Below are 12,073 nucleotides of genomic sequence, written 5' to 3' on the forward strand. Positions count from 1 at the left end.
GACCGAGGTCGATGTCGAATGTGCACAGATGAAAAAGTTATCATGATTATTGCTCAATAAAACGTTGACTAATCGTTCGTTGTTCAGTTTTCAAGGAACAATCTCAATAGCTTGTCCGCCGCCTTGCTCGCGGCTGGAGTAACAATATAACACGGTCTGGCTCTTCAAGCAAAGCTTAATGTTTTCCATTCCGCTTTCCGCGTTCTAAGCTGCAAGCCAGCTCAATCAGCTGCTCACGGGCTCGGTGGCGGATCTATAGAATACATCTTTATGAAGCAGCGGACAAGTCTTAAATTGTTCCTGTCCTGCCATAAGACAGACATTAGCATGCTGCGAGTGACAGATCGCTGGTGTGCACGGCAGGGCGGGAAAACGGCCGGTCAGGATTAGCTACTAGCTCCTGGCCGGCCGCTGCCATATACTTAGAGTTCATGGTGTATCTTTAATAGAAGAACAGTATATTTTTCAAACAATTGCTTAAGGCTGCTTCCCCCAAACAACTTTCCCATTATGATGAAGCGTAGCACGGCTCCAGTCAACAAAAGACGTTTGGCTTCCGTCGAAGGAATAATCATTCGCTTCATTCATATTGCTCCAGTCTTGATTGTGAATCCGGATCTGTAGTTCACCAGAATCAGCTTTCGCTGCAATTTTACCTGCGTCTGCCTTGAAGCTAATCTCAATATATGAATCAGCACCGTTCTTGGCCGAACTCATCTTAACAGATGACAAGGTGATATTGCTGCAGCCGACTGTTGCATAATCGCAGAAGATCTGCTGGCTCTTGTCGTCGCTTGTATAGTAGTACCTAATCTTATATTCGCTCAAATTGATCGCCTGGGTTCCCTTGTTCACAATCTTGAGCAGAGGCCGAATCTGATTGTCGGTTGCATTGGTATCGCCAGCCTTATATTGAACCACTACGCCGGAAGCTCCGGTGGAGCCTGCTTTTGGCGTGGCGCTCACTTTAGCCGAGTCGGGTCCTTGTCCCAGGCTGTTCACAGCACTAATCATATAATAATAGGTCTTATTATTGGTTAACCCGGTGTTTGTGAAGGACGTTCCGGTGACACGTGAAGCAACTCTTACATACGGACCATTATATGCTTCAGACCGTTTAACAATGTAACTGGCTGCTCCGTTTACTGCATTCCAGCTTAACGATACAGAGCCGCTGCCAGCAGCCGCTGTCAAGCCTGTGGGCTTGGCCGGCAGTGATGGCTCCTTCACTCCTCCCCCTGTGCTGCCGCTGCGAATCTGTTCGCGGACGAATTTGCCCGAGGCTGTCAGCTGTGACTCCGTCCAGCCGCCCGTCGTGCTCGCACCCGGCATCAGGGCTGCTGACGATTCGGATTTATCCGTCAGCGACCAGTTGGCCCAGCTTATCTTCTTACTGGCCATGAAGTCTGTCCATTCCTTGGCTTGTGACAGGTAAGGACCGCCATTGCCTGAGGCATCGCTTGTCCCCCACTCGGATACGAACACGGCCACGCCGCTGTTCATCGCATTCGTAATCCGGTCTCTAAGCCACTGCCCGTGTGTTCCGGCATAGAAGTGGACGGCATACATGATATTACCCGCTTTAAGCGGATTTGCTGCCGCATCGTGCACATCCTGGCTCCAGGTTCCTGTACCGACAATAATAATATTGTCCGGGTCAATAGCACGGATCGCTGATGTGATTTCCTCGGCATACGGCTTAATATGCGAGTTCCAGTTCACATTGCCGTTCGGCTCGTTGGCGATTTCGTAGATAACATTCGGATGCTTGCCATACAGCCTTGCCATCTCCTGGAAGAACGCCTTGGACTGTGATTTGTACGTATTCGGATCTCCATCGTACAAGATATGCCAGTCGATAATCACATATATACCGAGGTCAATGGCAGCCTCTACCGCTTCCTTCACCTTGGCCTTCATCGACTCTGGATTGGAAATATATCCATTCTCCGAGGTATACATTGCCGCACGAAATACGGTAATCCCCCAGTCATCTCTCAGCCAGCGGATGCTGTCCTTATTGACATAGTGGCCGAACCACTGCAGCCCATGAGAGCTCATACCCTTCAATTGAACGGGATTTCCAGACTGGTCTGTTAGCTGGCTGCCGACGATCTTCAACTGTCCGTACTGGTCAACGATACGTCCTGCTTCCGCGGCCACGGCCGGAGAAGCTGCCGCTGGCAGCACCAAAGTGAATGCCAAGGCTAACACTAATCCTGCTTTCAACAATTTACGCATGAAATACCTCCTAGAGTGAATCAAGATATAAGACAAGCTGTTACGGCAGATTCACCTCCTGAGAGCCTATTTATCACTTTTTGTCCAATTTTTGATAATCTTAGCTGCATACTAGATTTAATCATAGGCCTTTAGGGATTACAATAGTTCCCAGGCTCTTATTTGCCAGTCCTATCCAGTCCAACATCAGCTTCTTTCGGCCTAATTGCATATACTTGGAAAACAAAAAGGCATTACCCATTCACCTTGGGCAACGCCGTTAACATTCACTATTCACTTCCAGCTGCATAGCGCTCCCGTAGGCTCCTCACCAGTGTCTGCAGCTCGCTCTCGGGAGCAGCTGGCGGAGCAGACACCGTACCACCCAGCGTGATTAACCTTTGCTTCAGCCCATGTACGAAGGCACCAACCGTCATGTCTGAGTCGGCTGCGAGCTCGCTGAGGCTTGCTGTCTTGGCTCGCTCGATCTTAGGGTAGTCCAGCTCAGAGCTGCCGCCGCTGGCAGTTTCATAAAACCTCTGAGCGATTCCCGCGAGCCTTTCCCCGCTGCCTTCAACATTAATGAATGCCTGTACAGCACTTGCACGCAGCTGGCGTCTCTGGGCGATGCCGCAGAATTTGCGGCCGCGTACAGCAACGTCATACTCGCCGGGACAGTATGCGCCGTTAATCTCTCCAGCTTCAGCCGGCAAGCCCCAGACCAAGAGCGTATTCTTCAGCAGCTGGACCATCCGCTGGAAATCTGCCAAATGCTCCATCCTGCCTTCCGGATTCGGAAGCAGCAGCGACACGTTAACAACGCCCTCATCAAGCGGTACGAAAGCGCCCCCGGATATGCGCACCGCAACAGACCAGCCCTGGTCAGCCAGCTCCCGCATTGCGGCTCCGGCCTGCGGCAGACGGAAGTCCCTCTGACCAAGCACAGCACCTTGTCTATGCCGCCATATGTGTACGCCTTGATTTATGCTGCCCTTGCCGATTTCCCGGCACAGCCACTCCTCATAAGCAAACGGGACTATAACATCCCCCTCCATCGGTTCGGATGTATGGTCCCAAATCTCAAATTCATATTCACCTGTTAAAGGGGCGACACTTTCCATCAAGCGGTTATCTTTGACCATTGAATCAGCATTCCTTCCCTGCAGCCCGAACTAAAAAGAAGCAACCCATATGAGAGGGCTGCTTCCATTTTATAATATTATGAATTCGCTTGCACCACTTCATTGACCTCAGCTGTAATCTGTTCTCCGCCAAGCTTCTTCCAATTCGTCACGAATTGATCGAACGCATCGATCGGAAGCTCACCATAGATAATCTTCAGGAATGTCTCCAAACGAAGCTTTTCCAGCGTTGCTGATTTGCTGCTCATGGTTTTGGTAGGCGCGTATATAAATTCATTCATTACAATTAGATCGTTGTCGCGATAATGCTTGATGACCGCCTGCGAGCTGACTGGTCCGAAGATGCGCTCCATATGCCATTTATCAAGATTGCCGCTGCGGTAGTCCTTAATATCCTCATAGAACAGCTTGGCTTCAAGGCCCAGCTTGGATGTGTCCTCTGTCTCCAGTGCTTCAACCACTTCCTCCATTGCCTTCACGTTCTTGTTCGCCGGCAGATTGAATACCGCCGCGTTCTGGAATCCAAGACCGGTCATACCATTCAGATACTTGGCACGCTCGGCTTCTGCAGATTCGCCGAACATCTTCTCTGCCTGGAAGTTAAGCAGCTTGATCAGGGCTTCCGGATGCTCATAGCCTTTGCGGACTGCGAAGACTCCGCCCAGTACGAGGTGATTCTGGGTTTTGGCAGGCTCGCTGTCGATGGACTGCACCGGATACGGTAACCAGTTCACATTAGGATCCTTCTTGACCATCTGCATAACCTGGAATGGTGCCCACTGCGGCGCGAACCACATGCCCGCCTTGCCAGCGTTCAGCTCCTCCATCGCCTTGTTAAAATCCTTGACGCCAAACTCAGGGTCAATAACTCCCTCTTTGTACAGACGCTGCAGCTCCGCGAGACCCTGCTTCACCTCAGGCTGAATCGTGCCGTTCACGATTTGACCATTTTCATCCTTGATCCAGGTTTCCAGATAGCCATGATAGCCGAGCAGGAAGCTGTTAATAGGAAGGTCCTTGTTCATGGAGATGCCATACGTATCCTGCTTGCCGTTGCCATCCGGATCGTCAAAGGTAAAGGCTTCGGCAATAGCGATAACGTCCTGAAGCGATTTGGGCTCCTCAAGTCCCAGCTTATCCAGCCAATCTTTGCGAATCCATATCATATCGGATGAATCAAGCGACCCGGGATAGTCCACCAGCGCATAGATTTTACCGTCCTTCGTAACCGGTTTCAGAGCAGCGCCGTCTTCCGCACTGTAAAATTCCTTCACCAGATCGGACGCATATTTCTCGTACACATCTGTCAGATCCTCCAGCATGCCAGCCTGATGAAGCTGCTCGAACTGCACCGGAGTTACCTTCAGGATATCGGGCAGATCGCCGCTGGCAAGTGTAACGTTCATCTTGTCATTGTAGTTGGCGCTAGGCACGATCCAGTCGTATTTCATCTTGATGCCGAGCTCTTCCTCATACCCTCGTGTCCAGACATTGTTGGTATACGTATCGCCTTCAGCGAGCGTTTCCTTGCCCGTCTCAGACATCGTTGTCCGCACTGTGATGGCCGGCTCATATTTGCCAAGCGGCTCAGCAGCAGCTTCATTCACGCTCGAAGCCGTATTGCCAGATGATGTGTCTGCAGCTGTGCTGCCGTTACCGTTTTGATTACCGGTGTTCGAAGAGCAGGCAGCAAGCGAAACAGACAAGATGACGGTCAGCAGTAATGCAGGAAGACGCTTTCTCTTATTTACCATGCGAATAACCCTCCTTTAATATTTACACTTTCAATTGTAAAGGGCAGTGAACTGGCCTATCGAGTGGAACACGTTTACATCGGGTATCTTCTCTTTACATCTTGGTCTCCGCTGCACCCTTGCGCTGATCACGGTACTCCTGAGGCGTACAGCCAACAGCCTTCTTGAAGAACCGGAAGAAGTAATGCTGGTCGCTGAATCCAAGCTGACCGGAGATATCCTGCATACGCAGTGTTGTACCGAGCAGCAGCTCTTTGCTCTTCTCTACTCTGCGCTCCAGAATATAGTCGGAAATGCCCCTGCCGGTAACCTTCTTGTACCAGCGCGATAAGTACGAGGGGTTAAGCGAAACCTCCTGCGCAATTCTGGTAAGCGACAAGTCGCCATCAAGATGCTGCTTGATATAATGGTGGATGTTCATCAGAATATGAGATTCATCATGCCGGCAGCTGTCCCTTCGCCTTAAGACAATCCACTGGCAGGTTTCCCGGTAGAAGGCGATGATGTCGGACCAGCGGGTATGAATGTTAAAATGCAGCATGGGCGCCAGATCGTGTTCTCTGCCAGCCTCTTCAGACAAGCCTGCTTCCTGGACTGTGCGCAAGCTCATATCCGCTATGCCGTGCAGCAGTCTGAGCCGCAGGAACGGATCATCCGGTCCGCCTTCGCCTGTAATCTCGACCCACTGGCGAAAGGAGCACATCCAATCATCGGAGCCTTCCAGCAGCCGCTGCTTCATATGCTCCAGCAGAAGCTCGGCTGCGGCGAGCTTGTCCTGGCGCAAGCTTAGTCCCGCTGTCTCCCCCGTAATATCCAGGCGCATTAGCTTCTCCATTCCATAACCCGGACTATCAAATACCGCTAGTCCGAGCCGGTTAACCGATTGCTGCAGGCCGCCCCACTGCACAGCTTGATTCGCGGCTATGATAGAGACGGAGAGCCGCAGACAATCCCGGCAGGACTGCTGAATCGATTCCAGTGTGCCCATGACAAAACGGATCGTCCGCTCCCAGCCCTGCTCCAGCCCGTGCTGCTGCAGCTGTCCGGCATGCGGCTGTATGTAACAGACCAGTGAGCGGCTGTCCAGTTCTGCGACTTTGACTGCTGCTTTATCGCCGAGCAGCTCCTCCGCAATGTTGGCTGCCGCATAGCACAGCAGCCGCTGATCGGATTGCGATTCATAGCTGCCCCATTCCTCTATGCGAAGCAGCATAGGCAGGACGGCAAGCTCAGCGCGAAACGGAAGCCGGATGGCATCAAATTCCTCCTGCAGGTTCATCCACGCCTTGGCTCCCCTGCGCTTCAGCAGATCTAGCAGCAGCTGCCTCTGAAGCTGCGGAAGGGCTTTTGGCATTTTCTCCTGAAACCACTCGGCCTGGTACCGGAAATCATTTTCCCTGGCAATCTGCTTAAGTGTTTGCTCCACTGTCTCACGAATCTTCTCCATTCCTTCCGTCTTGAGGAGATAGTCAGCGACACAAGGGTTTCGGATAGCCTGATGGGCATATTCAAATTCATTATGACCGGTCAGCAGAATGACCTTGCAGCGCGGCCAGCGGTCTACAATTTCCTGGATCAGCTGCATACCGTCCATCCCGGGCATACAGATATCACTTAGTACAATATCAACCTTTACTGTATCCAGCCATTCCAGTGCCTGCTTGGCAGAGTATACCTTCAATATTTCCATATCCTCTATATCTGCCTTGGCAAAATAGGTATAGAGACCATCTGCGATGAGCGGTTCATCATCGACAATCAGCATACGTCTCATAGGTCATTCCCCTCTCCGGTCGGAATTGTCACCAGGACACATAGTCCGCCAAGCGGGCTTCGTTCAACCTGCAGGCCGGAGCCCGGCCCGAATTTGAATCTCAGCCTCTGATGTACATTCATCATCCCTGTAATTTCCCCTCTGTCACCATCCGTCGATGCCAGCTGTGCCCGCAGCAGCTTAAGCTTCTCCTCAGTCAGGTCTTCTCCATTATCCTCAATCCGGATAATAAGCCGCTGCTCATCACGTATGACTGTTAGCATCAGCAAACCACCGCCGGCTTTTTGCCCAAGTCCGTGCTCGAATACATTCTCGATCATGGGCTGCAGCAGCACACGCGGAACGCGAATTGACCGGCAATCCACCGGAATTTCTCCAATCTCCGAACGCATTCGTGTCCCGAAGCGAATCTCCTGTATAGCCAGATAGACAAGCGCGTGGTCCAGCTCCTCGCCAAGCGAGGCCTCCTGGGCGGCATCCCGGGTCATATAGCGGAAATATTGACCGAGATAATCGCTGAACTCCTTGATCAGCTCAACGTTCTCAAGCTCTGCCATCTGCTTGATGCTGAACAGGCTGTTGTATAGAAAGTGAGGGGTGATCTGCGACTGCAGATGCTTAAGCTCTGCTTCCCCTGTCCGTATGCGCTGAACGTAATTTTCCTCAATCAGCGTATGAAGGTGCTTCATCATTTCATTAAACCGGTCATACAGATAGCCGAATTCATCCTTTCGGGTATCCGTAATTTGAACGGCTGTATCTCCCTGCTCCGCACGACTGAACCCCCTTACCAGTCTGGCGAGCGGCCGGTGAATCATCCGGTAGGTCCACAGCGAGAATAGGATGACGACCACCAGTGACAGTACCAGCAGCAGAATCAGCCACTGTGAATAAATCTGGATCGGCTTCAGGACAACATCATTAGGGATGCTTGCTGTCAGCCGAAAGTGATTGTCATGGTCATAGATCGAATAATAGTAATAATCGCTGCTCCGCAGGCGTTCGACGCTTCCTTCGGGTGTCCTTCCATCCTGGATCTGTTCAAAATCCTTCAGCGTCTCCCCGCTATCGGACGTAGAGATCATATAATCGCTGCGGCTGCCGAATGCGAGCACAATATCGCTTTCACCCGTGCCTGCAAACTCCTGCAGTCTTACCCTTAATTCTTCGGAGGACAGCCTTATTCCAAGCAGGAAGTTAGGCGGTGTGACTCGGTCCAGATTGAACGGATTGCTGCGAAGCAGATACAGCTCGCCATTGTAACGGGACAGCGCCCCCTGCAGGTTTCCCATACTTCCAAGCAGGCCCTGCCATTCTTTCGCAGGAACATTCGAAACACCGCCAGTTGCGCTAACCTTCTTCCCGATTCCCGGCACATAATAGACCACGTCACTGATATACGGGCTTGTCTCTTTCATCTGCCGCAGCTTGATGTGAATCTGGTTCAGTGTGTAAGCTTTTCATAAGCAGTCATAATAGGCGTTCGGGCACTAAAGGAGGACAACGTTTCATCAAACGAGTACTCCGTCACAAGCGAGGTAATCCGGTTCAGCTCAAATTCGAGGTGGCTGTAGTAAAAGTGAAGCTTCGATTCATTGGCCCGCTCGATCTCAGTCTTCATCTGATTCGAGCTGCTGCTCGTTATAATGAAGCCGGCGGCACACAATGGAAATACAACCAGCACAAAAGCAGCCATCAGCTTGGTGACGATGGATCTCGGCATCCATATCTGTTGAATACGTTCCAGCATACGCAGGTATCTCCTCTCTGGCAGCAAGAAAAGAGCCGCACCCGGCTCCTTCAAGTAGTACTATCCAGTTTAACCCTTAACGCTTCCTACGACCAGCCCATGCACGAAATACCGCTGAAGGAATGGATATACCGCCAGTATGGGCAGGACAGACAAGAAGATTTGTGACGCCTGCGTCGTGCGGTTCGATACCTGTGTGAGCAGCTCCGCCTGTTCCAGCGAGACTGTGGCGGTCTGCAGCGACATCTGCTGAAGCATGGACTGCAGGTACGTTGCCAGCGGATATTCATCCGGGCTCTTCATATAGATCATCCCGTCAAACCATGCATTCCAATGGCCAACGACTGTGAACAGCGTAACGGTCGCGATACTCGGCAGCGATACGGGCAAATACACACTCCACAGCGTACGCAGATGCCCAGCGCCATCCATCCAGGCTGCTTCTTCAAGCTCCCGCGGCAGGCCGCGGAAGAAGTTCAGCATGAGCAGCACGTTGAATACCGGTACCGCTCCTGGCAGGATAAGCGCCCAGATCGAGTCCAGTATCCCGGTTTCCTTCACGACCAGATATCCGGGGATCAGACCGCCGCTGAACAGCATCGTGAAGACGAAGAACCAGGCATACACCGTCCGGGAGCGGAATGTGGACGCCTCCTTCGAGAGCGGGTATGCCACCAGTATCGTAAGGATCAGATTAACCGACAGGCCAAGTACAACCCGCAGCATACTTGTTCCGAAGGAACCTAGGAACTGGTTATTCTCCAGGATGTAGGTATAGGATGACAAGGTGAAATCCACGGGCCAGAAGGTTACGCTGCCTGAGCTGACCGCGCTGCTGGAGCTGAACGATATCGCAAGCAGGTTAACGATTGGAAACAGACAGAGCAGCGCCAGTATGGTCAGTACAGCGTAGTTAATGGTAAGGAAGACGCGGTATGAAGCCGAGATGTGATGCAAGCGAGCCACCCCCTATTAGAAAATCCGGTAATTCGCAACCCGGTATGCGAGAAAATATCCGACGCCGATCAGAATCAGCGATACGATTGATTTAATGAGACCAAGTGCGGTTGACACCGAATACTGAGCATCCTGCAGGCCGATCCGGTAAATCATCGTATCCAGAATATCGCCCGATTCATAGACGAGCGGGTTATACAGGTTAAACACCTGGTCGAAACCGCCGTTCAGCACGTTGCCGAGGCTCAGTGTCAGCATCAGAATCATGATGGGACGTATGCCCGGTAGCGTAATATGCCAGGTCTGCCTCCATCTTGATGCCCCGTCGATTACTGCTGCCTCATACAGCGAACGGTCGATGCTCGTAAGTGCGGCAAGATAGATGATCGTTCCGAATCCGAATTCCTTCCATTGATCTGTGATGACGAGAATATACGGAAACCAGTCGTTGCTGGCCAGGAATTGAATCGGCTGAACACCAATCCATTTCAGGAACAGGTTGACGATCCCTCCGCCCGGCGACAGCACATCGACAATAATGCCCCCGAGGATAACCCAGGAGAAGAAATGCGGCATATAGATGATGGTCTGGACCGTTCGTTTGAACAGCATGCCGCGAACCTCGTTCAGCAGCAGTGCGACGATAACGGGTACCGTCAAGCCAGCGGTTATTTTCATAACGGATATGAAGACGGTGTTCCACACGACCTGATAGAAGCCGGGAAGCTCAAACAGATAGCGGAAATTATCAAGTCCGTTCCACGTCATATTCCTGAACCCCGCAATTGGGGAAAAGTCCTGGAATGCAATGATCAGCCCCGCCATTGGAATATAACTGTAGATGAGTACAATAATGATGCCGGGAATGATCATAAGGTGAAGCGGAATGTTGCGGTAGAACTGCCTAATGGTCCCCTTCATGGCTGACTCCTCCTCTTTCTTCGATTATATAGGGGCCCCTCTTGCCGCTGACAGTGGAGCTTCTTTACTTCCGGTATCTTTTATTTACTTCCCTTATGTACAAGAAAACCCGCCTCCGCCTTCACGGCAGAAACGGGCTAGTGAATGAGTTTATACGCTTAACAGATCATAGCACGACAACAATCTTGCCGCGCACATGGCGCTGCGATAGACGTGTCAGTGCTGCGGGAACCGCATCGAGCTTGATCGTCTCGCTGATCATCGGGTCGATTTGCTTCTCAAGCATGAGCGACGTAAATTCATCGGCCATCCGCGCCAAGTCTTCCTGTGCATGGATGTCTCCAGAGGCATGAGCACCACCTAGCATCAGCTTGTGCAGGGTGATTGATTTCCAGCTTGGCTGAAAATCCGCAACGACCTCGGGCGAACCCGCAATACAAGTGAGCTGCCCGCCAAAGGCCAGTGCAGACAAATCTGCCTGCGCAGTCGCACGATTGACCGTGTTCAGGATGCAGTCGACACCTCGGCCGTTAGTCAGCTCCATGATTCGTTCATGGACATTATCTGTATTGTAGTCGATCACAACGTCAGCACCCAGATTAGTCACATAATCAAAATTATGGCGTGAAGCACTTGCCATGATCTGCCCAGCGCCTAACGTGCGGGCCAGCTGTATCGCATAACCGCCGACACCGCCTGCACCTGCATGAATGAAGATAGTCTGTCCGGCCTCGAACCCCATTTTGCGTACGAGCGCTTGATAAGCTGTAAGTCCGGCACACGGGAAAGCAGCTGCCGCTTCATAAGTTAAGCCTTCCGGTATAGCAGCCGCAGTGTGTGCCGTCGTAACGGCATATTCCGCGAAGGCTCCCGATTTCGCAACATCGCCGTGAAAGACGACACGGTCACCAGCCTTCCAGCGGGTAACGCCTTCACCGACGGCATCGACAGTGCCTGCGGCATCAATACCTGGTATAACCGGATAATTCCAACTCGGATGGCCGCCTGAGGCAACCTTATAGTCGACCGGATTAAGCGATGCGGCCTTGACGCGAACGCGAATGCTGCCTGGTCCAGGCTCTGGGATGGCGACATCTGTCAGACGCATCGTTTCCGGTGTTCCCGGTTTTTCAAGAATAATTGCTTTCATCATGTAATTTATTTCCTCCTTCTGCTTGCTATTCGCATAAATTGGTCTCTCCTTATTGTGCCCTGGGCTTCCCTGCTGTTGTTAAAGCCGGATACCATCCGCAGATATATGCCTGTTGCCTTGTTCATGACGATTATCCATACCATAACATACCAGGCAGCTTATCATTATAATTGGTGGAATGAGTCCAAGTCCAGTCTATTCGGGCGGGACAGGATCCTTCCTGTTCCATGGGGGCATGGTGCATATCTCGTCGTGGTGATCAGGGTATTCAAATTTACCTACGGACAATTCTGGCTGTATCTGTCCGTTAATTTGGTCCTAGACGGCTTATTTATGTACATTGGCTATCCCTACCTGGGCAAAATCGGTTACGTATCTCCTGAGTCGTCTATACCCACAATA

The 12,073-nt window shown here is 51.7% G+C and carries 9 protein-coding genes; all 9 read right to left on the reverse strand.

Annotated features, from left to right (window positions below; translation table 11 throughout):
* Positions 1-477: 477 nt before the first annotated feature.
* Entirely contained in the window at positions 478-2,241 is a 1,764-nt protein-coding gene (locus tag L1N82_RS17780) for a cellulase family glycosylhydrolase (protein WP_235288809.1), read from the reverse strand.
* A gap of 269 nt (positions 2,242-2,510) precedes the next feature.
* Positions 2,511-3,362, reverse strand: coding sequence for a lipoate--protein ligase family protein (locus L1N82_RS17785; protein WP_235288810.1), 852 nt, complete (start codon positions 3,360-3,362; stop codon positions 2,511-2,513).
* Between the two features lie 77 nt (positions 3,363-3,439).
* Positions 3,440-5,116 carry an extracellular solute-binding protein gene (locus L1N82_RS17790; RefSeq protein WP_235288811.1) on the reverse strand — a complete coding sequence of 559 codons (1,677 nt, stop codon included), beginning with the start codon at positions 5,114-5,116 and terminating at the stop codon, positions 3,440-3,442.
* Positions 5,117-5,210: 94 nt separating this feature from the next.
* The gene (locus L1N82_RS17795) at positions 5,211-6,890 is read right to left on the reverse strand and encodes a response regulator (protein ID WP_235288812.1); all 1,680 of its coding nucleotides are present in this window, start codon (positions 6,888-6,890) and stop codon (positions 5,211-5,213) included.
* Complete coding sequence (locus L1N82_RS17800) at positions 6,887-8,308, reverse strand: sensor histidine kinase (RefSeq protein WP_235288813.1); 1,422 nt, start codon at positions 8,306-8,308, stop codon at positions 6,887-6,889. Before L1N82_RS17800 ends, L1N82_RS17795 begins: the two co-directional genes overlap by 4 nt.
* 26 nt (positions 8,309-8,334) lie before the next feature.
* Complete coding sequence (locus L1N82_RS17805) at positions 8,335-8,640, reverse strand: hypothetical protein (RefSeq protein WP_235288814.1); 306 nt, start codon at positions 8,638-8,640, stop codon at positions 8,335-8,337.
* Between the two features lie 69 nt (positions 8,641-8,709).
* Positions 8,710-9,597 (reverse strand): carbohydrate ABC transporter permease, encoded by an 888-nt coding sequence (locus L1N82_RS17810; protein WP_235288815.1) that lies wholly within the window; start codon positions 9,595-9,597, stop codon positions 8,710-8,712.
* Positions 9,598-9,612: 15 nt separating this feature from the next.
* Positions 9,613-10,518, reverse strand: coding sequence for an ABC transporter permease (locus L1N82_RS17815; RefSeq protein WP_235288816.1), 906 nt, complete (start codon positions 10,516-10,518; stop codon positions 9,613-9,615).
* 166 nt (positions 10,519-10,684) lie between these two features.
* Positions 10,685-11,671: a zinc-binding dehydrogenase gene (locus tag L1N82_RS17820; protein WP_235288817.1), complete on the reverse strand. Its 987-nt coding sequence runs from the start codon at positions 11,669-11,671 to the stop codon at positions 10,685-10,687.
* Between the last annotated feature and the right edge of the window lie 402 nt (positions 11,672-12,073).

The organism is Paenibacillus tarimensis (assembly GCF_021532315.1).
Lineage (GTDB): Bacteria > Bacillota > Bacilli > Paenibacillales > Paenibacillaceae > Paenibacillus_I > Paenibacillus_I tarimensis.

Bases quoted from the DNA above. Each gene is read 5' to 3' on its own strand.
- L1N82_RS17780 (WP_235288809.1), bottom strand. From the start codon at position 2,241: ATGCGTAAATTGTTGAAAGCAGGATTAGTGTTAGCCTTGGCATTCACT.
- L1N82_RS17785 (WP_235288810.1), bottom strand. From the start codon at position 3,362: ATGGTCAAAGATAACCGCTTGATGGAAAGTGTCGCCCCTTTAACAGGT.
- L1N82_RS17790 (WP_235288811.1), bottom strand. From the start codon at position 5,116: ATGGTAAATAAGAGAAAGCGTCTTCCTGCATTACTGCTGACCGTCATC.
- L1N82_RS17795 (WP_235288812.1), bottom strand. From the start codon at position 6,890: ATGAGACGTATGCTGATTGTCGATGATGAACCGCTCATCGCAGATGGT.
- L1N82_RS17800 (WP_235288813.1), bottom strand. From the start codon at position 8,308: ATGAAAGAGACAAGCCCGTATATCAGTGACGTGGTCTATTATGTGCCG.
- L1N82_RS17805 (WP_235288814.1), bottom strand. From the start codon at position 8,640: ATGCTGGAACGTATTCAACAGATATGGATGCCGAGATCCATCGTCACC.
- L1N82_RS17815 (WP_235288816.1), bottom strand. From the start codon at position 10,518: ATGAAGGGGACCATTAGGCAGTTCTACCGCAACATTCCGCTTCACCTT.
- L1N82_RS17820 (WP_235288817.1), bottom strand. From the start codon at position 11,671: ATGATGAAAGCAATTATTCTTGAAAAACCGGGAACACCGGAAACGATG.